The 24,389-nt window shown below is 55.5% G+C and carries 20 protein-coding genes and 1 pseudogene; 5 read left to right on the plus strand and 16 right to left on the minus strand.

Translation table 11 applies throughout. The features are described 5' to 3' along the window. The 3 genes and pseudogenes from HMPREF0908_RS08080 to HMPREF0908_RS08090 form a co-directional block, all read right to left on the minus strand. Positions 1-316, minus strand: a pseudogene (locus tag HMPREF0908_RS08080) (glycogen phosphorylase); the annotation flags it as partial. A gap of 159 nt (positions 317-475) precedes the next feature. Next, complete coding sequence (gene glgD / locus HMPREF0908_RS08085) at positions 476-1,582, minus strand: glucose-1-phosphate adenylyltransferase subunit GlgD (RefSeq protein WP_040572640.1); 1,107 nt, start codon at positions 1,580-1,582, stop codon at positions 476-478. Positions 1,583-1,607: 25 nt separating this feature from the next. After that, entirely contained in the window at positions 1,608-2,762 is a 1,155-nt protein-coding gene (locus HMPREF0908_RS08090) for a glucose-1-phosphate adenylyltransferase (protein ID WP_006690997.1), read from the minus strand. A 441-nt stretch (positions 2,763-3,203) separates the two neighbouring features. On the opposite strand from HMPREF0908_RS08090, the gene rpsT reads away from it, so the two are divergent. Next, positions 3,204-3,470, plus strand: a complete 267-nt coding sequence (gene rpsT / locus HMPREF0908_RS08095) for a 30S ribosomal protein S20 (RefSeq protein ID WP_040572641.1) — start codon at positions 3,204-3,206, stop codon at positions 3,468-3,470. A 48-nt stretch (positions 3,471-3,518) separates the two neighbouring features. Here the strand turns inward: rpsT and HMPREF0908_RS08100 are convergent, their stop codons facing one another. After that, complete coding sequence (locus HMPREF0908_RS08100; RefSeq protein ID WP_006690999.1) at positions 3,519-4,682, minus strand: MFS transporter; 1,164 nt, start codon at positions 4,680-4,682, stop codon at positions 3,519-3,521. Positions 4,683-4,786: 104 nt separating this feature from the next. Between HMPREF0908_RS08100 and HMPREF0908_RS08105 the strand changes: the two genes are divergently transcribed. Further along, positions 4,787-5,965, plus strand: coding sequence for an MFS transporter (locus HMPREF0908_RS08105; RefSeq protein ID WP_006691000.1), 1,179 nt, complete (start codon positions 4,787-4,789; stop codon positions 5,963-5,965). A 53-nt stretch (positions 5,966-6,018) separates the two neighbouring features. On the opposite strand, the gene HMPREF0908_RS08110 is transcribed toward HMPREF0908_RS08105, so the two are convergent. Continuing rightward, on the minus strand, positions 6,019-7,806 hold the full coding sequence (locus HMPREF0908_RS08110; protein WP_040572688.1) for a M48 family metallopeptidase: 1,788 nt from the start codon (positions 7,804-7,806) through the stop codon (positions 6,019-6,021). A 50-nt stretch (positions 7,807-7,856) separates the two neighbouring features. After that, a complete protein-coding gene (locus HMPREF0908_RS08115; protein WP_006691002.1) occupies positions 7,857-9,860 on the minus strand; it encodes an LPD3 domain-containing protein in 2,004 nt (667 codons plus the stop codon). Positions 9,861-10,004: 144 nt separating this feature from the next. Here HMPREF0908_RS08115 and HMPREF0908_RS08120 point away from each other — a divergent pair, with 144 nt between their 5' ends. Then, the gene (locus HMPREF0908_RS08120; RefSeq protein ID WP_040572643.1) at positions 10,005-10,517 is read left to right on the plus strand and encodes a nitroreductase family protein; all 513 of its coding nucleotides are present in this window, start codon (positions 10,005-10,007) and stop codon (positions 10,515-10,517) included. 115 nt (positions 10,518-10,632) lie between these two features. Here the strand turns inward: HMPREF0908_RS08120 and imm40 are convergent, their stop codons facing one another. The 9 genes from imm40 to HMPREF0908_RS08165 form a co-directional block, all read right to left on the minus strand. Further along, complete coding sequence (imm40, locus tag HMPREF0908_RS08125; protein WP_040572644.1) at positions 10,633-10,998, minus strand: Imm40 family immunity protein; 366 nt, start codon at positions 10,996-10,998, stop codon at positions 10,633-10,635. An 81-nt stretch (positions 10,999-11,079) separates the two neighbouring features. After that, on the minus strand, positions 11,080-12,384 hold the full coding sequence (gene eno / locus HMPREF0908_RS08130) for a phosphopyruvate hydratase (protein WP_006691005.1): 1,305 nt from the start codon (positions 12,382-12,384) through the stop codon (positions 11,080-11,082). Positions 12,385-12,869: 485 nt separating this feature from the next. After that, the gene (locus HMPREF0908_RS08135) at positions 12,870-13,649 is read right to left on the minus strand and encodes a ZIP family metal transporter (protein ID WP_006691008.1); all 780 of its coding nucleotides are present in this window, start codon (positions 13,647-13,649) and stop codon (positions 12,870-12,872) included. Between the two features lie 68 nt (positions 13,650-13,717). Continuing rightward, on the minus strand, positions 13,718-14,029 hold the full coding sequence (locus HMPREF0908_RS08140) for an immunity protein Tsi6 family protein (protein ID WP_006691009.1): 312 nt from the start codon (positions 14,027-14,029) through the stop codon (positions 13,718-13,720). A gap of 67 nt (positions 14,030-14,096) precedes the next feature. After that, positions 14,097-14,768: a response regulator gene (locus tag HMPREF0908_RS08145; protein ID WP_006691010.1), complete on the minus strand. Its 672-nt coding sequence runs from the start codon at positions 14,766-14,768 to the stop codon at positions 14,097-14,099. 33 nt (positions 14,769-14,801) lie between these two features. After that, the gene (locus HMPREF0908_RS08150; RefSeq protein ID WP_006691011.1) at positions 14,802-16,088 is read right to left on the minus strand and encodes a secretin N-terminal domain-containing protein; all 1,287 of its coding nucleotides are present in this window, start codon (positions 16,086-16,088) and stop codon (positions 14,802-14,804) included. Between the two features lie 4 nt (positions 16,089-16,092). Continuing rightward, complete coding sequence (locus HMPREF0908_RS10440) at positions 16,093-16,635, minus strand: hypothetical protein (RefSeq protein WP_156778228.1); 543 nt, start codon at positions 16,633-16,635, stop codon at positions 16,093-16,095. A gap of 103 nt (positions 16,636-16,738) precedes the next feature. After that, positions 16,739-18,187, minus strand: coding sequence for a glucose-6-phosphate isomerase (locus HMPREF0908_RS08160; RefSeq protein WP_006691013.1), 1,449 nt, complete (start codon positions 18,185-18,187; stop codon positions 16,739-16,741). Between the two features lie 18 nt (positions 18,188-18,205). Continuing rightward, positions 18,206-19,561, minus strand: coding sequence for a phosphohexomutase domain-containing protein (locus HMPREF0908_RS08165; RefSeq protein ID WP_040572645.1), 1,356 nt, complete (start codon positions 19,559-19,561; stop codon positions 18,206-18,208). A gap of 243 nt (positions 19,562-19,804) precedes the next feature. On the opposite strand from HMPREF0908_RS08165, the gene HMPREF0908_RS08170 reads away from it, so the two are divergent. Together HMPREF0908_RS08170 and HMPREF0908_RS08175 are read left to right on the plus strand one after the other, a co-directional pair. Further along, the gene (locus HMPREF0908_RS08170) at positions 19,805-20,761 is read left to right on the plus strand and encodes an AEC family transporter (RefSeq protein ID WP_006691016.1); all 957 of its coding nucleotides are present in this window, start codon (positions 19,805-19,807) and stop codon (positions 20,759-20,761) included. Between the two features lie 72 nt (positions 20,762-20,833). Beyond that, positions 20,834-21,787, plus strand: a complete 954-nt coding sequence (locus HMPREF0908_RS08175; protein WP_006691017.1) for an AEC family transporter — start codon at positions 20,834-20,836, stop codon at positions 21,785-21,787. A 75-nt stretch (positions 21,788-21,862) separates the two neighbouring features. Here the strand turns inward: HMPREF0908_RS08175 and HMPREF0908_RS08180 are convergent, their stop codons facing one another. Next, positions 21,863-23,998, minus strand: a complete 2,136-nt coding sequence (locus HMPREF0908_RS08180) for a methyl-accepting chemotaxis protein (RefSeq protein ID WP_006691018.1) — start codon at positions 23,996-23,998, stop codon at positions 21,863-21,865. Positions 23,999-24,389 lie beyond the last annotated feature (391 nt).

Raw genomic sequence — 24,389 nt, forward strand, 5'->3', positions numbered from 1 at the left:
CCGGCTCCTCCTCGTAGGCATCCGAGAGCTTCAGATCAAACTCCTGCAGGACTTCCTTCATCGCCTCCTCAAGGCCGAGATTGATGAGATTGGCGCGCAGGAGGCGGCCGAGCAGGAACTCAATGGAAAAATAGTAAATCTGCTTGACGCGCTTTTGTGCATACTGTCGGTTCGTTTTGATCCAGTTGTCTGAGATGGACTGCTTCGCCGTTGCCGCAACCGTCTTGTAGATTTCAGCCTCAGTCAGCTCGTCAACATCTCGTCCGAAGAGCACATGTGCCGTTGTGACAAAGCGGCTCTTCAGAATTTTCTTCATCGTCTCGTAGCTTTTCCCTGTAGGTCTTACATCCTTTTCCTCATGTGCCAAAACGTCCACTCCTTTTCCAAAGCCCCGAAAGTTCCCTCACTCCGTTTTCTGCCGACGGCAGGCATCCCCAAAAGCAAACCAGAAGCCGCTTGCGGCTTCTGACAACCCCTATATCGTCGTGTTCTTGCGTATCACAAGCGGATATTCTGCGGCTCCCTTCAACCACTTGTCCGCCGTGATGACAACATTCTTATCACAGATGACGTTCTCGACGAGTGCGCCATTCTGGATCTCGCATTTCTGCATAATAATCGAGTTGCGGATCTTCGCCCCGCGCCCGACCGTCACGCCGCGAAACAGGATGCTGTTCTCCACCTCGCCGCGCACGATGCAGCCGTTCGCGATGAGGGAGTTCTCCACCTTCGCCGTTTCCTTGTACTGGACCGGAACACCGTCCTTGATCTTCGTATAGATCGGGCGATCGCCCATGAAAAGCTTCTCCCAGACGACGGGGTCAAGGATCTCCATGTTCGCACGGTAGTATGTGGACATTGAATCCACGTGTGCCATATAGCCGTCATGCGCATAGGCAAATATCGTGTAGTTCCCGGCACGGCGGATGATGCCGTCGAGGAGGAACATCTGCCCGCCATGCTCGTAGGCATAGCGGACACATTCGACGAAGACGGCCTTCTCCATCAGGTAGACCCCCATGGAGACCTTCATCCCCTCATAGGCGACCGGCTTTTCTGCAATATCAAGAACAAGCCCGTTCTCCGCCGTCTCAATGACCACGTTGCTGCCCATGTTTTCATCTTCGGTCGTATGCGATACGAGCGTGATGTCTGCCCCCGTATTCTGATGAAAGCGCAGCACCTCGTCAAAGTCCACGTTGTAGACGAAGCTGCCGTTCGCGAGCAGAATATAGTCTGTCGATGCGTGCTCGATAAAGTCAAGATTGTGATAGAAATTCTTAAGATCACCCTTGCGCCGCTGCGCCTCATCGGGAGCGGCGGGGAGGTAGAAGAGACCGTCATGGCGGCGTGCCAGATCCCAATCCTTGCCGGAACGCAGATGATCGAGGACAGAGCGCGGCTCGTCGGGGAGCATCACGCCCACCTTGTGCACACCGGAATTGACCATACTCGACAGAGCGAAATCGATCAGGCGATAGCGTCCGGCAAAGGGAATGGATTCCACCGCACGGCGGTCGGCAAGCTCACGGATCAGCGAACTGTCCTCCTGCAGATTGATCAGTCCCATTATCGTGTTCATCGTCATACCTCTCCATTCCCACAGCTCAGCCGACTTGCTGCTCACCTGCCGCGGCAGTCACCGTCTCCCCCTCCGGAATGACGGCGATCTGTGACTGCTCACCGATGACCTGTGCGCCAGCTTCAACCGTAACATTCTGTGCAAGGATGGCGTAGTCCACCACTGCGCCTTCAGCGACGCGCGCCGACGGCAGAAGAACGGAGTTGCGTACCACTGCGCCCTTTGCGACGCGTACGCCCGGAAAGATCACAGAGTTCTCGACCGTGCCGAAGATCATGGTCCCCTCACTGATCATGGCGCGTACAATATGGGCATCCTTGCCGACGAACTGCGGCGGCATCGACGGATTGAACGAGTAGATGCGCCACTTGCCTGACAGCTCGAACGGCGGCTCATCCTGCAGGAGATCCATATTCGCCTGCCAAAGGCTCTCAATCGTGCCGACATCTTTCCAATAGCCATTGAATGCGTAGGAATAGAGTCGTCCGCCATCCGACAGCATCTGCGGAATGATGTCCTTGCCGAAATCGTGGCTGGATGTCTCGCTCTTTGCATCTGCTGTAAGGTATTTCTCCAAATAGTCGCGGCTGAAGATATAGATGCCCATCGACGCGAGATTGCTCTTGGGCTTCGCGGGTTTCTCCTCGAACTCAACAATGCGTCCGCTCTCATCCGTATTCATGATGCCGAAGCGCGACGCCTCTTCCCACGGCACCTCAAAGACGCCGATGGTGGCTTCTGCCTTCGTCTTCTTGTGCTGCTCGAGCATCCACGCATAGTCCATCGTATAGATATGGTCGCCCGAGAGGATGAGCACATAGTCGGGATCCGACATATCAATGAAGTTGAGGTTCTGGTAGATGGCATCCGCCGTGCCGCGGTACCACTCTGCGCCCTTCTCACGTGCATATGGCGGAAGGACGAAGAGCCCCCCGTCGCGCTTGTCGAGATCCCATGCACTGCCCGAGCCGAGGTACTGGTTCAGCTCAAGCGGACGGTACTGCGTCAGCACACCGACACGCTCAATGCCGGAGTTCACGCAGTTGCTGAGCGGAAAATCAATGATGCGGTACTTTCCGCCAAACGGGACGGCGGGCTTTGCAACACGCTTTGTCAGGGCACCGAGGCGGCTGCCTTGTCCGCCCGCCAAAATCATTGCCAAGCATTCAATCTTTCTCATAGGACATTCTCCCCTCTCGGATACCGAGCGGTATCCCAACCATGTATGCAATGGCCGCGCAACGAGGTTTATCGTACGCTTGTTTGACACGCCATATTTCTGCCAATGTGATCCATATTTCTGCTGCTTGTCCCCAGCATTCTCTTTCGTGTTTTCTCCCTCTGCCTATTATTTATAGGATATTTATTCGATGTACGAAAGAAATTTCCTGCATTTTTCTTTCAATTCTTAAAAAATATTTTTTTCGCAAAGCCCCTGTATTTCAAGGTTTCAAGCACTTATCATATCATTATTATAGTATATGATTACTTTAATAGCAAGCGCGAAAGTAATAATAATTTGCATACAATTTTCACATGAGCTCTACGAAAAAAATATTGCATTCTCGTTTGGCTTGTGATAGAATTACGCAGTACATTTTTCATTGAGGAGGTGAACGATTTGCCAAACATTAAGGCATCCATTCTGAGTGTAAAATCTGACGCCAAGCGCCATGCACGCAATGTTGCGGAAAAGACGCGCGTCCGCCGTGCCATCCGCAGTGTCAATGATGCTGTTGCTGCCGGCAACGCAGATGAGGCGAAAACCCTCCTCGTCGCAGCATATAAGTCCATCGACCAGGCTGCTGCAAACAACGTCTACCACAAGAACGCTGCGGCACGCAAGAAGTCGCGCCTTGCCAAGAAGGTCAACGCGCTGGCACAGTAAGGATAGAAAAACGCCATTCCGTGCGAAATGGCGTTTTTTTGTATCCATTTATTTGATGCGTTTGAAGACACAGAACCCGATCGCCGCCTGCAGGATGCTGAGCACAGCGAGCATTGCAAATGCCGTCTGCAGCGTTGTGAGCGACGAGACGAATCCGATGGCGGCCGGCCCTGCCAGAATGCCGAGGTAGCCCATGGTGCTGACAGCGGAGACCGCCGCACTGACCGGCATGACGTTCTGCCGCCCCATCAGAGAGAAGAAGACGGGCACGATGTTCGCGCTCCCGATGCCGATGGCAAAGAATCCGACATAGAGCAGCGTATCCACGGGCGCAAACATGACGAGCAAAATCCCGCCAAATGCGAGCAGCGCACCGCCGACGGCAACGGGGAGTGCGCCGATGCGCTGCACAACGCGGTCGCCGAGAAAGCGCATCGTAAGCATTGCGGCGGAGAAGACGGAATAGCCTGTGCCCGCAAGTGCGAGATCCATTCCGCGCACCGTGGTCAGATAGACGCCGCCCCAGTCCATGACCGCCCCCTCACTGAGGAACGCAATGAACGCCGTCATGCCGACAAAGACAATGATGCCGCGCGGCAGTGCAAGCAGCGTTCTGCTGCCCCCGCCGTACGGAATCAGATGGCGTCCGAACACCGCCGTCAGGAGAAAGATGAGCCCTGCCGCAATCGCCGTCGACTGAAATGGCGAGAGTCCGAGCAGCCCGACCCAGACACCGTAGAGGCCGGCGCCGACGAAGCCGCCAAGGCTCCAGAAGGCGTGCATCCCGCTCATGATGCGCCGCCCGATGCCCTTCTCCACCAGTACGGCGACGATGTTGACCACAACGTCGATACAGCCCATCACCGCACCGAAGATGAGCACCGCCGGCACGGCCAGGACAAGTGCATCCACGCATGAGACGAGCAGAAGAATCACGGCAAAGAGAATCGCTGCCGTCATGACGACGCGACGGCACCCGAGCCGCATGGCGAGTGCGCCCGAGAGCGGCATCGTCAGGAGCGAGCCGACACCGATGCAGAGCAGCAGCATCCCGAGCACGTCGTCCCCCACCATCAGCCGCTCGCGCAGGAGAGGGACGAGCGGCGCCCACGTCGCCGTGCCAAATCCACCGATAAAGAAGAAGGCACGCGTCGCGTGCACCTCACGCATCCCAATTTCTTTTTTCCCTGTATCTCCCATGATTCGCCCCATTTCGCCGTACCGTCCAAAACTCACGCCATTCTACCATGGAAATAGAAAAAGTAAACCATGCTTCTTGACAGATATGAGGTATCATTGATAAAGAGGATGATAACATGAACGAACCGGCAACAAAGGGAGTGCTCTGGACGCGCGAATTTCTCGGCATGAGTCTCGTCAGCTTCCTCATCTATCTGACGCAATACGCGATGATCGCGGCACTCCCCATCGTCATGATGCAGGAGTACGGAGGCGGCGACGTCGAAGCAGGTCTCGCCATGACCTTCTTCCAGATCGGCACGGTTGCTGCGCGCCCCTGTGCGGGCATTCTCATCGACGCCGTCAACAAGCGGCGCCTCATGATCGTCATCAGCATCCTGTTTTTCATCGTTATGGCGCTCTTCCTCGTCGCCTCTGCGATCTCCATGCTCTACGGCCTGCGCCTCCTCCACGGCGTCATTTTCGCCGTGGCGACAACGACGGCAGCAGCGCTCGCAGCACTGATTCTTCCGCCCTCGCGCAAGGGAGAGGGCATCGGCTACTTTGCCCTCTCCACCAATCTCGCGATGGTCGTCGGGCCCATGGTCGGACTGCTCATCATGGAGCATCTCTCGAGCACAGTGCTCTTCGCTGCACTCAGTGTACTTGCCGCACTCTCCATCGTGATGAGCACGATGCGTCTGCCCGATGCCGTCATCCTGCCGCAGGGTGCACGGCACCGTCTCTCCATTCAGACATTTATCGAGCGGCGCGCGCTCGCGCCCGCCCTCATCGCGGGGATTCTCTTCTTCGCCTACGGCAGTGTGCTCACCTTTATCCCGCTCTATACGCGCAGTCTCGGGCTGTCGGCAGAGACGAGTCTCTTCTACGCCTGCTATGCGGGAGCGATTCTCGTGACACGTCCCTTTGTCGGACGCATCTTTGACCGCATGGGGCCGGACTATACGGTCTACCCGGGGGTACTTCTCTTTGCCGTTGGCATGGCGCTCCTCGGCAGCATCATGGGACTCACGGGACTGATCGGCGCCGCCCTGCTCCTCGGCACAGGGTTCGGCGCAGTCACGCCTGCGCTTCAGACGCTTGCCGTGCGCAGTGTCCCCGCGTCACGTGCCGGCGTCGCCACAGCGACCTACTTCTGGTCACTCGACATCAGCGTTGGGCTTGCTGCTGCAGGGCTCGGCATCGTCGCTGTCACATACGGCTATGCATTCACCTACCGCATCGTAGATGTCGCCGTCATCGCCGCCGCCGCACTCTGCTACACCATCTGGCGGCGCATGGGGAAAAAGGAATAGGGATCGTCAAAGCGGCTGCTGTACGAAGAAATCATACGTACAGCAGCCGATTTTTACATTCCGCTCTCCTTTTTCTGCTCCTCCTCTGCTTCCCGCGCCTTCTTCTCTGCCTTCTTGCGCGCCTGATAGGCACGTCCATCGATCTGCTCCAGATAGCTGTCGGGGATGCGTGCAGCCGCCTTCGGCTCGACCGCATAGAGTTTTTTGTAGTAGTCCTTTGCCGCATCACCGTCGCCCAGCTCATCGTAGATCTCTGCGGCGATCAGATACCCATAGGGGCTCTTTGCGTCCACCTCGATTGCCTTCAGTGCATCAGTGAGTGCGCCGTCGCGCTCGCCGAGCATGCGCCGCACATCCGCGCGGTTGACCCACGTGAGGACATCTGACGGGGCATCGGCGACACCGCGGTCGGCGTCGGCGCGGGCACGGTCAGCGTCGCCCAGCACGGCATAGGCACGCGCACGAATGACATAGCTGAGGGCAGGCTTGTCGTCGTGCGCCGCACCAAAGACACGCGCCATCAGCATGAGGGCACGCATCCCGTCGCCATAGTCACTGTAGGCGTCGCTGTTCTCGCGTATTTTATCCACTGCCTTCGCATCGGCGGCCTCAACCGCCGCACGCTCCGCCTCTCGTTCCGCGGCACGCGTCTGCTCCTCGCTGCGCAGCTTCTCCCGCGCGCCGCTCGCCGTCTCCCCGGCATACGCATCCCCAACGAGGGCGATGAGCTGCGCCCCGGCCTTAGACTTCTCCACAAGGGGCAGCAGTGCCGCATTGATACGGGCATCACCGCGCAGCGATACGCCCCCGCCGCGCGTTACAGAGAGTCCCCAATCCGCTGCACTGTCATAGTCATGAAAAGCACGAGCAAGCGCACCTGCCGCGAGATAGGCATTCTCGGGGCTGTTGTCATAGTCCTCATCCGTCTGCGTCGCCGTGAGGAGCGGCGTGCCGTCGATGCAGACCGTCCGCCGATCCGCCACCGTCACGTGCCCCGCACTGTATGCCGCAAGCATCTCCGCGAGCTTTGCCTCGCGCCGCTCCGTCGCAGGGTGGTCGGAGTAATCGTCCTGCGGAAGATCCTTGTCCTTTGGATTCTGGTACTCCTGCAAATCCTGCGTGACATAGGTTAGATAGTAACCCATCCGTGCCATTGCCGCCGCACCGCCGCCGGGGTTGAAGCCGGCGCTCGTCATGATATGGAAGCCGCCCTCGTCCGCCTCGTACTCTGTGGGCAGAGTGATGTTTTTTGCAATGGAATAGCCCGCCAGTGCATTGAGCTTGTTCCAGTCCATCAGCCCCGCATCCATGTTGAGAAAGCTCATCCCATAGTACTGCGCTGCCGCCTTCGCATAGTTATGTGCGCTGTGCTGACGGATACCGTGCGTCATCTCGTGACCGAGCACCGCCGCAATCTCATCCACGTTTCCGTTCAGTCCGCGAATCAGCCCGCGATTGATGCTCACGTAGTCCGTCGGATAGCATGCAGCGTTAAAGACAGAGCTGTCGTTCACCGCCCAGACAAAGGGAAGCGAGTTCACGCGGAGCACATAGTCTCCGTCCTGCACGAGCCGCTGCATCACATGATCGATAAGAGCAATATCGCGTGCATTTCGTGCGCGTCCGTTTTCCTCAATATCCTGCCGCTCGCTCTCATGCTGCGCGTGAACATCGTTGCCGAGCGCGAGCACCGCACCGAGCGTTGAATGGTATGCACCGAGCACGCCGAGTGCCTGTGCCGCAATACCCCATGCGTCGATTGCCTCGGCGCGCAGAGGAGAAACAAGCAGCCCAAGCCCCGTGATGAAAGCGGCGAACACCGTAAGATTTTTCTTCCGCATCATATCCTCCATTCCTTTTACAGATGATAGCACAACTTTCTTATCTTCTGCTATAATAAATTGATAAAATATGACAAGGAGCGTGAAATCAGAAACATGTGACCCATCTCGTGCATGAACGTCGATTCATCCGCACTCTCAAAAAGCGTGATGATGCGCTTTCCGTCCTCTTTGGAGATTTCACCATGCACTTCTTGACGGAGCATCTGTTTAAGCATAGAAAAAGCACCCTGATCTTCAAGGTGCTTTTGCATATCATTATAGAGTTTGTCAAAATGTGCCCGTGCGCCCGAGCGTTCGCCGCTTACTGCACGAGATACCCCGCGAGTGCCATGTCTGCCTGCTTCTCCCACTCCTCGTCCGTCATTTCGCCCGGGAAGAGCTGCTTGCCCAGTTCGATGTATGTCTTGCGGTCGTTCGTGTCCGTCCATTTGTCGAAGAGTTCCATGTTGTACTCTTGGGTCATTATCGAAGCACCTCCTTGCGTACTCAATCTTTACCGCCAAACGATCCCGATAGGCGGGCTTATTCTGAATGGTATTCGTATTGTAGTCTGCCAACATCTTACGAATGTACGGAAGACGGTCGCGTGCCGAATCCCGTTCCACAGGATCATGCATCACCGACAGATCAACGTATTCGCCAATTTCAGCAGATACCCTGTCGCGTACCATCTCCATGATACCGTCGTTCAGGTACTTCTGAAAAACCGCATCACTTATCCTGCTCTCATTATCGCCGTCTGCGTTCCCGTTGTCAAGCGAATTTATCTGATGATAGATATTCGCATCCGTACCGATTCCGCCGAGGTCAAAGCCGTCGAAGTCATGCGGCGTACCGTGCCATGCGCTTTGTGCATACACATTTCCATCTGCATCCTTGACACCGGAGAGCATATCGCGTATACTGATTGTAGTAAGGTTTCCCGCCGACCCCATCACAGGTGAAATTCCTGCCGGGGTGCGGGAAGTCTTTTTTTCTACAATCACATCATAGAGGTTGACATCTGTCGGTTCAATGGTAATCGCACCATTTTGTTCCTCTGCAACAATACGAATCGTATACAGTTTTCCATTCATCTGTACGGGAACGTAGAAACGATGATACGCGCGCACATTTGGTTTTTTTGATGTTTTACGGTTCGGGGTACTTTCGATAAGCACTGCGTTTTCCAAAAGGTTCTCAATCGAAACAACGCTTGCTTTTCTTGTTCTGAACTCCGCCGCGTTTGCCTTTTTGTTGCTGGAAAACGTGATATGGCGTACATCTTTGGGGAGAATGCTGAATACAGCTTTCCCATCCGCAGATGTAATCGTATCGTTTTTCTGCACGAGCCCGCGAATAAAGTTCAGCACGTCCTTGTTCGACATTTTCTTCTGCGGCAGAGCGGCAGTAATATCAACAATAGGCACTTGTTCATCCAGATTTACATCTGCGTTCATCGCCTGATGAAGCGTCGCCGCGTCAGGCGCATACCGCCCGCCATCACGCAATCCGAATTTCTGCTCGAAATAGTCCAGTGCCGTGTATTTCTCTTTCCCCTCCTGCGTGCGCATTGCCGCCGCGAAAATATCCGCGTGATGTGCAAACAGCATGGCGTTCATACGCGCGACTTTTGTCTGTTTGTCCTCCTTCTGCTTGCCGCCGATCTTCTCCAGCATCTCAATGATTTGACGGTAGAGCTTATACCCTTCGGGCGACAGTCCAGCAGAGCCCTTGACCTCGAACGAATCGACCTTCATCATGCGCTCTTTGATATTCTCCAGCGTCTTGATGTGCCCGTCCAGTTCATCCAGTTCGCCGCGTGCCGCGTCCATTGCCTCCGCCGCTTCACGCGTTGTCGGTATCCATCCCTCCACATTTGGAGCAGACGCATCCCCCACCGTCAGGAGATAGGCAAGGTCACGCAGCTGTGCCTGATTCGGGGCTTTCCCGTGCTGCTTGTAGTACTCCTGATACCACGGCGCATTATTGGACACACGTATCCCGCGCCCATCTTCACCAAGCGACAGAATGTCAACGCCCTGTTTCATCCCCTTTGAGAGTGCATCCATTGCGGGCGGCAGGATCTCATCTAGAAGAAGGCTCCACCCCCTTAACTATAGCGGATTATCCCATTCGTTTTTTGTTTTCTGCTGAACGGGTATTGGTTGCACAGCTATGATATAATAAACGTATTGGAGAAAAGGAGGAACATGATGGAATTTAACGAACTCATCCGTGAACGGTTTTCCTGCCGTGCCCTTTCCGACAAGGAAATCCCGCACGAATCCATGAACCGTATCTTTGAGGCGGCACGTCTCGCTCCTACGGCAGTCAACAAACAGCCGTTTAAGGTCTGGGCGATCCAGAGCCCCTCCGCCCGTGCAAAACTCGCGGAGGCAACGAACTATACCTTCGGTGCCGGCGTCTTTCTCGTCGTTGGTGGAAAAGCAAATGAAGCATGGGTGCGCTCCTATGATGAACGCAACTTCGCCGATGTCGACGCCTCCATCGTCGCGACGCACATCATGCTTGCCATCCACAACGAAGGCCTCCGCTCGACATGGGTCGGACACTTCGACGCACCGAAGCTGAAGAAAGCATTCCCCGCAATGGCAGACTATGATCTCATCGCCATCTTCCCCGTCGGCTATCCGACCGAAAAGGGTGTCCCCTCCCCACGCCACAAGGAGCGCAAGAGTGCCGTAGACATCGTGCAGGTATTGTAAGTAAGTGACTGACGGAAACAAGGGACTGTTGCACGAAGCTATCCGTGCAACAGTCCCCTTTCTATACACAACATGCAGCACTCATGTAACTTCATTGCTCATATTATTTGTATCATCAGTACCCTGTTTCCAAACAAAAATCACTGATGAACACTTGATATACAATTGCATAAATAAAATTATCGCCATTTTGCTCTAAAAAATGTCGAATGTACGCAACGGCTTTTTCTTCACCCACTTGTATGTTCTCCCGTGCATTTTTCGTTATGATTGGATCATAATGCCAGCCAGCGTAGGCTGTCTCGATCTGATTGCCCATTATTTTATAAACATCACCACCTAATATAACGGCGTTCTGTTCCGACAGATATGAAATCACCACAAGTGCATCCCGTGCGCGCCACGCACACCCATCAATACCAAACGATTTCAGCGAGATCGCCATTTTCATTATATCGCTAGGGATTTCGACTTTTTTCATGTGCAGACACTTTCTTTTCATCAAAGAATACAAAAGGAACCCACCGCAGTGCAGTGGATTCCTCCCATACGTGATTGATGCTTACTTCGTGAAGCCAAACGCGCGCTTGCCCGGATAGACCGCACTTGCGCCGAGCTGCTCCTCGATGCGCAGGAGCTGGTTGTACTTCGCAACGCGCTCGGAACGGGACGGTGCACCCGTCTTGATCTGCGCTGTATTGAGCGCAACGGCAAGATCGGCAATCGTCGTGTCCTCGGTCTCACCCGAGCGATGCGACGTGACCGCTGTATAGCCCGCCTTATGCGCCATCTTGACCGCCTCAAGCGTCTCGGAAACCGAGCCAATCTGGTTCAGCTTGATGAGGATGGAGTTCGCCGCACCGAGCTCGATGCCCTTCTTCAGGCGCTCCGTGTTCGTGACGAAGAGATCATCGCCGACGAGCTGAACCTTGTGTCCGAGTGCCTTCGTCATCGCCTTCCAGCCGTCCCAGTCCTCCTCGTCAAGGCCGTCCTCGATCGAGTAGATCGGGAACTGGGCGATGAGCGACTCCCAATGCTTGATGAGATCATCGGATGTGAACTTCTTGCCGGACTTTGGCTGATGATAGAAACCCTTGCCCTTCTCCTTGTCCTTCCACTCGGAGGAAGCTGCATCCATCGCGAGGACGAAATCCTGTCCAGGCTTGTAGCCGGCATTCTCAATCGCCTTCAGGATGTGCTCGATCGTGTCCTCATCGGAGTCGAGATCCGGCGCAAAGCCGCCCTCGTCGCCGACTGCCGTCGTCTTGCCTTCCTTCTTGAGGAGTGCCTGCAGTGCATGGAACACCTCAGTCGACCAGCGCAGTGCCTCGCGGAACGTTGGTGCGCCTGCCGGCATAATCATGAACTCCTGCGTATCGACGGAGTTCGTCGCATGTGCACCGCCGTTCAGAATGTTCATCATCGGAACGGGCAGGACGTTCGCCTGCAGACCGCCGAAGAAGCGGTAGAGCGGAATATCCTCGGACTTTGCCGCCGCATCCGATGCTGCAATTGAAACAGCAAGAATCGCGTTTGCACCGAGTTTTGACTTATCCTTCGTGCCGTCCACATCGAACATCGCCTGATCGACAGCATAGATGTCACTCGCCTCAAGGCCGAGGAGCGCAGGGGCGATCTTCTTGTTGACGTTGTCAACCGCCTTCGAGACGCCCTTGCCGCCGAACTTCTTCTTGTCTCCGTCACGCAGCTCAAGTGCCTCGAACTCACCCGTGGATGCACCCGAGGGAGAAGCACCGCGGCCAATCGTGCCGTCCTCGAGAACGACCTCTGCCTCAACCGTCGGATTACCGCGCGAATCGATAATCTCACGACCGATGACCTGAGCGATTCTTAAATAATCACGCATGAAAATTCCTCCTCATCACCATAACGAAAGGGCATCCCCTTTAGACGCATCAATTCTCGGATGCGCTGTCTCGGTGATATTATACGTTCTTTCCAACCAAAAATCAATGTTCCATCCCGATCTGGCGAGACTTCCTCAGAACTTTTGCGCAAAGCACGAAAACAGTCGAAAAAGATTAAGCCACAAAAATAGAAGTTCAATATTTGCCATTATTAATACATATTTTTTTTTATTGTGTGACCTAGGTTACAAAATTTTCAAACAAAACATGATAAAATACGAAGTGTCAACGGGGAACACGAAACGTCCTCCCCGACATCTTTCCCCCCCGTTGATCATCCCTCTATAGGAACGTCTCCCTGCGTTCCTGATGGTAAGGCAAATCCTTACATCCCATTTCTCAAGCCGCAGGTATTCCCAGCCTGCGAGCATCCCTTTCCATGAAAAAGAGCCGACACCCATGTCGGCTCTTTTTCTGTACGCATTTATCCGAGCGCGACATCGAGCATCATCATGAGCGTAAAGCCAACCGCAAACGAGAGCACGCCGATGTTCGAGTGCTCTCCCTCGCTCATCTCCGGGATCAATTCCTCCACCACGACGTAGATCATCGCGCCCGCCGCGAAGGAAAGTGCATAGGGCAGAACGGGCACGATGAGTGCCGTTGCAAGCACCGTCAGTACGCCGCCGATCGGTTCGACCGCACCTGAGAGGACGCCGCCCGCAAAAGCACGCCACTTTCCCATCCCCGCCGCGCGCAGCGGCATCGAGATGATCGCCCCCTCGGGAAAGTTCTGGATGGCAATGCCGAGTGAGAGCGCAAGAGCCGCACCGAGCGTAATGCCCTCGCTGCCGCTCAGCCAGCCCGCATAGATCGCACCGACTGCCATCCCCTCCGGGATGTTGTGCAGGGTCACAGCAAGGACGAGCATCGTCGTCCGCGAAAGGCGGCTGTGCGGCCCCTCCGCCTGCTGCGCATTCATGTGCAGATGCGGGATGATGTGATCGAGGATGAGGAGAAAGAGCGTCCCCGCCCAGAAGCCGACGACAGCAGGAACAAAGGCGAACTGCCCGAGATCGCCAGAGCCCTCCATCGCAGGGATGAGAAGGCTCCAGACCGATGCCGCCACCATAACGCCTGCGGCAAAGCCTGTCAGACCGCGCTGCACACTGCGGTTGAGCGTATCCTTCAGAAAGAAGACACAGCCGGCACCGAGCGCCGTACCAATGAAGGGGATCATCAGTCCCTCAAAAACATCTGACATAGCATCACCTCTTTATGAAAAGTATATCAGATGATTAGGTTAATATCAATGATAATTCTTCTCATTTATTACGGCATCTTATGATAGTCTATGGCCCCGCCATAGCAATCGCAGAGTTTCTGCGCGTATGGATCATGTTCCTCGTCGAAATTTTTTACGGCGATTGTGCCCAAGGAATATCGTTTGTAGAGAACAGATCTGGGAATCACCATGCCGCGGTCAATCACCTGTTCTTTTAGATCCATCAGCTGCGCATAAATCACCTCATACATGGCAACGTCAGGAGACATCCTCCGCAGCTGATCTGTTTCTGCCATCGCCTGTGCCATGATCTCCTGATAATATGCCTTGGTTCTCCGCGCACTGAGTCTGATATACATAGTTCCTTACTCTCCATCGAACAGGCAAAAAACGGCACGCTGCTCCTGTGCGTGCGTGCCGTTTCCTTTACTCCAACGAAACGATTTTATTCTTCAGTACGTAGACGAGTGCCTGCGTGCGGTCATTCACCTTCAATTTGTGGAAGACGCTGGTGAGATGGTTCTTGACCGTCTTTTCGGAGAGCCCTAGTGCCTTGCCAATGTCCTGATTCGACAGCCCCTTTGCGATGCAGCCGAGCACGTCCATCTCGCGCGGGGTGAGGCGTTCCCCGCGGCTCTCGTCCCAGATTTCCTTCGCCATGCGCCCGACGTCGCCCGAGATGGAAGACGTGCCAAAGAGGCGCTCGGCGAGCTTCGGATAGACGAAAGGATTCCCCTCATTGACCATGTGGATCGCCTTAATGAGCACATTTGGCTCAACATCCTTCAGCAGGTAGCCGAGTGCACCGTTCTTCAAGAGTTCAAGAACGTAATTATCGCTGTCATGAATCGTGAGTGCGATGATCTTGACACGCGAACGTGCCTGCTTCAGTTGTTTCGCTACATCCAGTCCCGTCAGCCCCGGCATATTAATGTCAAGCAGAAGGATGTCCGGTTTGAGCATGAGTGTTCGCGCCAGCGCCTCCTGTCCGTCCTCTGCTTCACCGACGACCTCGAGATCGTCTTCAAAATTCAGTACACGCTTGATCCCCTGCCGCAGCAGGGCATGATCGTCAGCCAAAAGTATTCTGATTGCCACCCGGTACCCCCTCTTTCCGCATTTTCTGCCTCATCACTCATCCAGCACATGTGCTGTGAGAAAGATCATCAATTCGCTCTCGTTTTTGCTTGTTCGTACGGTACGGAAGAATGCCCCCAAGAGCGGCAGATCACCGAGAAACGGAATCTTCGCAAGCGTACGCGACTCATCGCTGTCGATGAGCCCGCCGATCACCATGGTTTCTCCATTCTTCAAACGGACGGTCGTGTCTGCACTTCTCTTTTGAAAGCGGTATGCCTTCAAATCATCGACAAATACAGGTGTACTGACCTCTGTGTGGACATGTGCGACAATATTTCCATCTGCCGTAACACGCGGCGTATAGCGCAGGATAATCCCCGCCTCACGATACTCGATGCCGGTCGTCGTCACGTTATTGGACGTCGTCACAACCGGCACGGGCACCTCCGCACCGATGTTGATGAGAGCCTCGCGCCCCTGCACGGTCGTCACATTCGGGCGGGCAAGCATCTTCGCCTTTCCCTCCGTGATAAGCGCACGAATTGCCGCCGAGTAGTAGAACTCATACGGCAGCCCTTCAGGACCTCGTCCAAATCGGATGACTCCCGGTGCGCTCCTGCCCGCCGTTCCCGCATTGCGGCCACTGACGTGCCAATTGCCCGCAGAGTCACGCGTCACGTTCGGATACTGCGGCAGAGATGACCACGACCAATCGACGCCGAGCTCCTTTGCCGCCCGCTTTGATACGGCAACGACACGCGCCTCGAGCGACACCTGACGCGGTGCAGTGTCAAGCGCAGAGACGATCTCGCGCACAGCAAATGCCTCTGATTCCGTCCCGTAAAAAAGGAGTGTATTCGTCGCGGTATCGACAAGAACACGCCGCTGCACATCAGAACTTTGGTCCCCACTTTCACCTATATCCTTATTAGGTTTCGACACGATCGCTCGTTTTCCTTCACCCGTCAAGGATAAATTTGCCGCATGAGCAAGTTCCTCGGGGTCTGCGTAGCGGACAGTATAAGTATGCACGCGCCGCTGAGCGTCGTGTACTTCCGTGCCAAGTGCCAGCCAGACATCTCCGTGCCGCTCGAGATGAATCCCGCGTGCAGCGGCAATGAGGTGCAGCACCTCCTCCGCTTCCCCCGTAAGATGTGCCGTTACCGTTCCCGTGACACTATCGTCTACGATAAGCGGCAGATTCCCCATGCGCGCCGCTGCGAGGAGCACAGACCGCACATCGCCGCCCGTCACATCGACGGTCACGGACGCAGCAGAAACCGGCGCAGCAGAGAGCAGCAGACCTAGGAGTGCCGCCGTTATGATCCATCGCTTCATCCTATTACTCCCTTGTGAGCGTGACGACACCATGTGCTGTGCGCAGCGTTGCTGCTCTGTCGGTTAGTGCGTCAAGCGTATATCCATGCCATGTGTCGCCTGCGGCAAGTGCCGCGCTGTCCTTCCCCGCGGCGACAATGGCGATGCGCCGACCGTCTGCTCCTGTCACAACACCGCGCAGGACGAGCGTGGTTTTTGCTTCTGCAGACACTTCCTGCAGCTGTACCGGAGGGGCAGCGGGAACGGTCTGCGGCGGCACATTCCTCTCGCGGGACGTCACAGCGCGCGGTGCGGCATTCACTGCCCTCTCCGTCTCATGTGCCGCCGTGAACGGATCACGCAGCGCACTGCGGCGTGCTGCTGCAGAAAGTCCCCGCACCTCCGTCACGGATGTCTCCGCATGGCTGACAGGAGGCAGTGCAGGCGGCGGTGCCGGATCCTCCATGAGGATCGCACAAACGGAAATGAGAAGGATAAGACCGCCGCCGAGTGCTATCTGCTGCCGTCGATACGCCGCGCTAAAGTATTTCTTCCACTCGTGCTGCACGGTGCACCTCCTGCAAAAAGGGGACTGCCGCAGCAGTCCCCCCCCCGAAGCATATTCATACATTCTGCCGTGCAGTTCCCACGCCGCGCAGCAGAGCAGCCGCTCAGCCCTTGAGAGCCTGCAGCTTCGGCCCCATGATACGTTTGTACGCCTCGACACCCGGCTGATCAAATGCATCGACATCCGCCAGTTCCCCCTCGTAGGCAATGGACATCGCGAGCATATAGAGCAGCTCACCGAGATGATACGGCGTCAGTTCCGGCAGTCCAAACACTGCGCTGTAGCGCTTGTTTGAGGCGAGTGCATCTGCATTTGACTGACGTGCGACCTCGAGGGCCTCCCCCATTGTTACCCCCGCAATATCAGCGAGCTTTTTGACCTCAGGGAATACGTTCGGAATGACAAGATCATCCGCCCACTTGTCGATGCGGATAAACTGCACGACTTTATTGAGCTTGCCCTGCTGATGCTGCTGCGTCTGCGCGTGCATATCCGTCGTGCCGACCGCAACGACAGGGGTACGACCGTAGCAGACTTCCTTGCCCTCCTTGTTGAACTGCTTGCCGAGCGACTCGGCAAGCAGCTGAATGTACCACTCGGAGACGGACTTCAGATAGTCGCCGTACGGCATCATGACCTCGATATCGCGGCCGTGCTTTTCGGATGCCGCAAACTTCAGTGCCGCATTGAGCATCGCGGGGTTCTGCCAGAGATCATCATTCTGACACGCCTTGTCCATATCGCGTGCACCCGCAAGGAAACTCTCGATGTCAAAGCCAATGCACGCGGCAAGCGTCAGCCCGACCTCGGTAAAGACAGTGAATCGTCCGCCTACGCCATCCGGCACGGCGAACTGCTGCCACCCCTTCTCAATGGCGAGTTTCTTCAGCAGAGTTGGCTTCTCCTCGTTCGGATCGGTGACCGCGACCACCTCGACCTCAATGTTGTCCGCCTTCGTGAAGGCATCATACATCACCATGAAGTTCGACATCGTATCGAGCGTGCCGCCCGACTTCGAGATGACGAGGAGCATGATGCGCAGCGGCTGTCCGCCATGTGTTTTCTTGATCTGCGCGACATCCTTCATGTGATTGATGATGTCACCCGTGCGGCGCGGATCGATGTTGTTGCCGCTGAAGTAGATCCGCGGATAGTTGCCGCGCTGCTCATTCGAGAGCGAATTCCAGAGCTCGCCGCAGTGCACATCAAACAGCACCTTGTTCCCGAGGTACGAGCCGCCGATGCCAAGGGAAATCACGACATCCGTATTCTCCTGTGCGTGCTTTCCAAGCTCTTTCAGCCGTGCAAGGGACGCAGGAGAGTTGATATTGCCTTCCTTGATGTATGGTGTCTGCGAGAACAGTACCTTCTCCGGCTCCCCATCCTTCGAGAGATGTGCGCGGATAAAGCCCGTCTCGCGCATAACCTTCATTGCGGCATGTGCCTTCTTCAGATCTTCTGCATAGAAGGCAAGATCGGCATCCGTCACTTTCCCCTCGCCGTAGAGGTTGTCATAGTCAAACGTAAACCCCGACTTCAGTACAAGACTCATCCCAAAAATCCCCTTTCTTTACGCGCGGATCTCCGCGAGCAGTTCATCCGTCTTCTCCTTCAGCAGGGCTTTGTCCTGGCGCGTCTCAACATTGAGACGGATCACAGGCTCTGTGTTTGACATGCGCAGGTTGAACCGCCACTGCGGGAACTCGATCGAAAGACCATCCACCTTCGTCACCGTGCCGCCCGCACCGTACTTTGCCTCGATGCGATCCATGACCGCCTTGGCATCGGCAACCTTGCTGTTGATCTCCCCCGAGGTCGGATAGCGATCCATGCGTGCCTGCATGAGCGCCGACAGCGTCTTGCCGCCCGCCGCACTCATCAGCTCTGCAACGAGCAGCCACGGAATCTGTCCGCTGTCGCAGTAGGAGAACTCACGGAAGTAGTGGTGTGCACTCATCTCGCCGCCATAAATTGCATTGACCGCGCGCATCTTGTCCTTGATGAATGCGTGACCGCTCTTGCACATGACTGCCTTGCCGCCCAGCTGCTCCGCGATTTCAAGCGTATTCCATGTCAGACGCGGATCGTAGATGATGCTCGCACCCTTGTTCTTTTTCAAAAATGCCTCAGCGAGGAAGCCGACCATGTAGTATCCCTCGATGAAGCCGCCCTTTTCATCAAAGAGGAAACAGCGGTCAAAGTCACCGTCCCACGCCACACCAAAGTCTGCGCCTGTCTCGCGCACGACCTTTGCCGTCGCCTCACGGTTCTCCTGCAGAATAGGGTTCGGCACACCGTTTGGAAAGTTGCCGTCCGGCTCATTGTAAACTTTGACCAGCTCGAACGGCAGGAACTTCTCCATGGCGTTGATGATGGGGCCCGCCGCTCCATTGCCCGTGTTGACGACGATCTTATAGGGCTTCAGTTTGCTCACGTCAACATAGGAGAGAATATGCTTCACATATTCATCCAGAATATCCTTTTTTTCAACGTGGCCCGCCGAACGTGCGGGCGCAGGATAGGTCTCTCCGACCGCCATCGCCGCGATATCCTTGAGCCCCGTATCGCTGGAGATTGGGCGCGACTCCGCGCGGACGAACTTCATCCCGTTGTACTGCTTTGGATTGTGGCTCGCCGTAATCATGATGCCGCCGTCAAGTCCCAGATGTGCCGTCGTGAAGTAGATCATCTCCGTACCGCACTGACCGATGTCCACGACGTTGCAGCCGGCTTCCGTCAGCCCCTTCACAAGTGCATCGCGCAGCGCCGGCCCCGACAGACGTATATCGTGTCCGACAGCGACCGTTTCCGCGTGAAAAAGCGTCGGAAAACTGCGCCCGATACGATAGGCGAGCTGCTCATTGACCTGATCCGGATAGACACCGCGCACATCATACGCACCAAATCCGCTGTCTGTTACCGTCATGTAACGTCCCCTCCTTATGAGATGCACCATGTATTCCCCTTCGGCACAGCAATGCCGAAAAGTCATTTAAAAACATTGTATATAATTGTAATTCGCCGCCTTTTTTACATTTCCTTTTTGTCTCTCAAAATTTTGAGAACGTTTCACAAAGTTTACATCGATCTGTACTTGTGCTAGGATAAAAAATCATAGAACGGCACGATGTATCCGCTCCCACCCATAGCATGAAAGTCTGGTGTTCCCATGGACGAAGTGATGTCCCGTCTGATTTTTCTCGTCACCGATCTGATCCTGCCGCTCATCGTCGGCTATGTGCTCTATCAGCGGCAGCTGCTCTCCGACACGGTGATCAACCGCCTCATCCGCATCAATATCGTCGTATTCTTCACCCTGCTCTCGCTGTTCAGCTTCTGGGCCCTGCCGCTGACGCGCGATGTTCTTATCCTGCCCTTGTTCTTCGCGTTCATCATCCTCTTTCCCGGTTTTGTCAGCTGGCGTTTCCTCGGCCGGCGGTTTCACAGCCCCATCGACCGCGGTACGCATCTGATCTCCGCATTACTCTCAAACATTGGCACCTTAGGCGGCGTCTGCGCCTACATTATCTATGGTGAACGCGGCTTCGCCTACGCACAGATCGGCGGCGCATGCCAGAATCTCGTGCTCGTTCTCCTTGCTTTCCCCATTGCTCAGTACTACTATCTGCTGCAGAAAAACCATGGACGCAGTGCACGCCTCAACGCACACGGATTTCTGAGACTCCTCATCTCGTGGAACCAACTCAGTATTCTCGGCATGGCAGCAGGTCTCGCTCTCAACGCAGGCGGGGCCGCACGTCCGCCCATCCTTGCGGAGGCATTTTCCTATATCATCCATGTTTCTGCATGGATCGCAATGCTGCCGATCGGCTCCCTCATCAATTTTCATCGTGCACGCCGCTTCATCTATCTAACTCTTGACATGATCTTCCTGCGCTTCCTCCTCGTCCCTGCCGCCACCTTCATCGTGGCGCGGCTCATCATCAGCGATCCGATCATCCAGAACGCCCTTGTCCTCTTCGCAGGTGTTCCCGCCGCGATCAACGCCACCCTCACTGCCCGCCTTTACCATCTGAATGTTGACTACACCATCGCCGTCTTTCTTGTGACCACCGTACTTTACCTCTGCGTCATCTTCCCCATCACCTTTTTCCTGTTCCGATGATGTGAATCATGGTTTGCGCGGAACATCACACGAAGGCACACAACAATCATTGCGATAGAAAGAAGTTTTCCCATGGACAATTCCGATTTCCGCATCATCTACCTCTTCACCGACCTCCTCGCGCCGCTCATCGTCGGCTATCTCCTCTATCGGCACGGGAAGATCTCCGACGCACTCATCAGCCGTATCCTGCGCCTGAACGTCATCATCATCTACACCGTGCTCGCCCTCATGAGCTGCTGGACACTGCCGATCTCGTGGGATCTTGCCCTCATCCCGGTCTACGGCATCCTCATCGTCCTTGTTCCGGGGCTTGTCGGCTGGGCATTCTTCATCCGTAAATATCATAATCCCCTCGACCGCGGCGCATACCTCGCGAATGCGATGATGTCCAACATTACCACCCTCGGCGGTGTCTGCGCCTACATCCTCTACGGCGAGCAGGGCTTTGCCTACGCGCAGATCATGGGCATCTTTCAGACACTTATGCTCGTGCTCGCCGTATTTCCAATGGCGCAGTACTACTATCTGCAGCACAAAAATCACGGACACGGCGGCAAGATCCACATGCGCTTTCTCGATATCTTCCTCTCGTGGAACCAGCTCAGCATCCTCGGTATGGCCGCGGGGCTCATGCTTAACGCGGCGGGCATCGAACGCCCGCCCGCCGTCGGTACTGCGTTTGAGGGGCTGATCCACTTCGGCGCATGGTTCGGCATGCTGCCCGTCGGTGCACTTGTCAACCTGCACCGTGCACGCCGCTATGCCCCATACACCCTCGACCTCTTCGCCTTGCGCTTCCTCATCCTGCCCGTGTTTATGATGGCGATCACCTATCCCTTTGTCAGCGATCCCATCCTTCTCGGTGCAATTCTCGTCTTCTCCGTCACCCCCGGCGCGATCAACTCCGTCACGGCGGCAAAACTCTACCGTCTCAACGTGGACTATACCATCTCAGGCTTTCTCACCACGAGCATCGCCTTCTTCTTCCTCGTCTATCCCGCACTGTTCTTCCTGCTGCGGTAAAACCGCACGTATGCAAAAGCCCTGCCGCAATCCTGCGGCAGGGCTTTTCAATGTCAATATACAGGTAACCGACGATCAGACGCTGAAGCGCGAGACCTCGTTCTGCAGATCCGTTGCGATCTGGGCAAGGCTCTCACTCGCCTCGGCAATATCCGCAAGTGCCTGCGTCTGCGTGTCGACGGCGGCTTCTGCCTCATCCGTCGTCACGTCATTTTCTTTCGCCATATCCATGAGCTTGTTGCTGACGGCAGCGATTGCCTTATTCTTCTCCGTCAGCTTCTCGGCAGATTCGTTCAGTTTCGTAACGACACTGTTCGCGCCTTCGACCGCCTCGGCAATCATCTCAAAGCGGCGCTGTGTGCGTCCGAGATTGACGTTGCTCTCCTCGACGAGCTTTTTGGAGACTTCCATCGTATCGACCGCCTGCTGCGACTTCGTCTTGAGCTCACCGATGATGCCGCTGATCTCATCCGTAAAGCCGCGCGACTGCTCGGCGAGCTTGCGGATCTCCTCGGCGACAACGGCGAATCCGCGCCCCGCCTCACCCGCACGAGCTGCCTCAATGGCAGCATTGAGCGCGAGAAGGTTCGTCTGCTCGGAGATGGATTGAATCATCGCGCTTGCCTCTTCGATGCGCTCGGCACGCTGATTCGTCTCCTCGACCACGCGCGAGACCTCCTGCGTAGCATCGGCAGTCTCGGCGGATTTCTTCATGAGGTCGGCGAGGATCTCCGCGCCCTCGGTCTGGCGCTTCTGGATATTCTCCGTCGCCGCGTTCATCTCCGTCATAACCTTGCGGTTGTCATCGAGCAGTTCAAGAATTTCATCTGTATGATTCACGGCGTCCTGCGTGTCATTGGCCTGTACGCGGGCACTCTCGGCGATGTCATGGATCCCCTTGCGCACCGTCTCGGCAGAGTGTGCCGTGTTCTGCGCCGTCGCCGTCAGCTCCTCACTCGTCGCTGCAACGGACTGGGAGGCGCCGTTGATCTTGCTGATGATATCACGCAGACTGTTCGCCATACGGGAGAGCGAATGAATCATCGCACCAATCTCATCGGAACGCTCCAGATAGATCGCGGCATGCTTGCCCTTCTCACGATCCAAATCGAGATCGGAAAAACGCGTCAAAATCTCCGTCACAACGCCAATTGGAACAATGAGGCGGCGCTGGATAAACATGGCGAGTGCAATGACGAGCACCACGGTACAGATCACCGCCAGCACAACGGAGAAAATGACCATATCGCGTGCTGCGCCGGTAAACTTATCCTTGTCCGTAATGGAGAAGATCGACCACTTCGCATCCACCCCTGCAAAATTAACAGGGTGGAAAATGTAGACGGAGTCCTTGCCCGTGCTCGGTGAGACCTGCGACTTGCTGTACGGAGACTCTGCGAATACATCCTTCTTCTCCGACTCCGGAGACTGCATGATCGTGAAGGCGTTCTTCATGATCGACTCCGGGCTCGTCCCATGCGCGACGAGATCGCCCTCGTTGTCCATCAGCAAATAGATGTTGTCCGGCGTACTGACCTTGGCAAGAGCCTCCTGAAGCTGGCTGACATCAAAGTCGAGTGAGAGCGCACCGACGAAATGCCCGTCCACGATGATCGGCATGCCAATGGAGACGAGCAGTGCTTTTTTCCCGGCCACTTCGTCATAGTACGCCTCCGAGAGAACCAACTTCGATGTAGACTTCGGCTTCTGATACCACGTCTCCGTCTCATAGCCCGTACGGCCCTCAAACTCTATCGCGTTCCCCTCACGGTTCGCATACGGCATCACACGCCCGGACTCATCCGAAAGCGGATCTCCAACATGCGCCGCATCCTGCCCGTCGAAGGCGTTCGGCTCAAACACAACACCAATTCCCGCGAGATTGTCATTCGAAGCAGCCGCATCGGCAAGCATCTCGTTCAGCGCCTCGCGGCTGCGTGCTGCGGGCGGATGCTGCTGCATGTACGTATAGATGCGCTGGCGCACATCCTCTCCCGACTGTTGGACAGACTCATAGCGGCTGATGACCGCCTTTGAACGCTCGCCCAATTCGTTGTACTGCGCCACCGTCCCCATCCTGAGCAGCTCATCATAAGCTCTGTAGCCAACGAACGAGACAAGGATCGTCACCATCACGACAATCCCGATGAGCGTGATCGCGTTCAGCTGGAAGCCGATACCCCTTCCCTTCTTTAGCCCTTGTTCCTGCAAAATATTCTCTCCTTTCTCCGCGCCCGGCCATTCTAACGCAGAACGAGGCGCCCTCTGCCATAACCGCGCGCAAAAACAGCAACATCCGCTACCATTAAAAATAACTTTCGTTACGGTTCTCTAATTCTGTCTAATTCGCCGCATATATATATATTCCTGCCTTGGCAAAATATATTTATGCATGTGCTCCCGGCAAAAGAAATTTAGCCCCGCAATTTTTCATCCGAACCTTTTGCCAAATTCCGATTTTTTGCTATAATGGTAAGCGGTTTCGTAAAGGAGTCGCTGATAAAATAAAGTCTGTCAGATTGGCGCAGATTATTTCATCCGGTTAGGGCGGCAAACCAGACGCATAGCCAAAGCTATGCGGGATTTGCTGACAAAATACGGG

It is taken from the genome of Centipeda flueggei ATCC 43531, assembly GCF_000160695.1.
GTDB lineage: Bacteria > Bacillota > Negativicutes > Selenomonadales > Selenomonadaceae > Centipeda > Centipeda flueggei.

Bases quoted from the DNA above. Each gene is read 5' to 3' on its own strand.
- HMPREF0908_RS08160 (WP_006691013.1), bottom strand. From the start codon at position 18,187: ATGAGTCTTGTACTGAAGTCGGGGTTTACGTTTGACTATGACAACCTC.
- HMPREF0908_RS08140 (WP_006691009.1), bottom strand. From the start codon at position 14,029: ATGTATATCAGACTCAGTGCGCGGAGAACCAAGGCATATTATCAGGAG.
- HMPREF0908_RS08120 (WP_040572643.1), top strand. From the start codon at position 10,005: ATGGAATTTAACGAACTCATCCGTGAACGGTTTTCCTGCCGTGCCCTT.
- imm40 (WP_040572644.1), bottom strand. From the start codon at position 10,998: ATGAAAAAAGTCGAAATCCCTAGCGATATAATGAAAATGGCGATCTCG.
- HMPREF0908_RS08135 (WP_006691008.1), bottom strand. From the start codon at position 13,649: ATGTCAGATGTTTTTGAGGGACTGATGATCCCCTTCATTGGTACGGCG.
- HMPREF0908_RS08090 (WP_006690997.1), bottom strand. From the start codon at position 2,762: ATGAGAAAGATTGAATGCTTGGCAATGATTTTGGCGGGCGGACAAGGC.
- HMPREF0908_RS08150 (WP_006691011.1), bottom strand. From the start codon at position 16,088: ATGAAGCGATGGATCATAACGGCGGCACTCCTAGGTCTGCTGCTCTCT.
- HMPREF0908_RS08100 (WP_006690999.1), bottom strand. From the start codon at position 4,682: ATGGGGCGAATCATGGGAGATACAGGGAAAAAAGAAATTGGGATGCGT.
- HMPREF0908_RS08175 (WP_006691017.1), top strand. From the start codon at position 20,834: ATGGACAATTCCGATTTCCGCATCATCTACCTCTTCACCGACCTCCTC.
- HMPREF0908_RS08170 (WP_006691016.1), top strand. From the start codon at position 19,805: ATGGACGAAGTGATGTCCCGTCTGATTTTTCTCGTCACCGATCTGATC.
- glgD (WP_040572640.1), bottom strand. From the start codon at position 1,582: ATGAACACGATAATGGGACTGATCAATCTGCAGGAGGACAGTTCGCTG.
- HMPREF0908_RS08115 (WP_006691002.1), bottom strand. From the start codon at position 9,860: ATGGATGCACTCTCAAAGGGGATGAAACAGGGCGTTGACATTCTGTCG.
- eno (WP_006691005.1), bottom strand. From the start codon at position 12,384: ATGCGTGATTATTTAAGAATCGCTCAGGTCATCGGTCGTGAGATTATC.
- HMPREF0908_RS08105 (WP_006691000.1), top strand. From the start codon at position 4,787: ATGAACGAACCGGCAACAAAGGGAGTGCTCTGGACGCGCGAATTTCTC.
- HMPREF0908_RS08165 (WP_040572645.1), bottom strand. From the start codon at position 19,561: ATGACGGTAACAGACAGCGGATTTGGTGCGTATGATGTGCGCGGTGTC.
- HMPREF0908_RS08110 (WP_040572688.1), bottom strand. From the start codon at position 7,806: ATGCGGAAGAAAAATCTTACGGTGTTCGCCGCTTTCATCACGGGGCTT.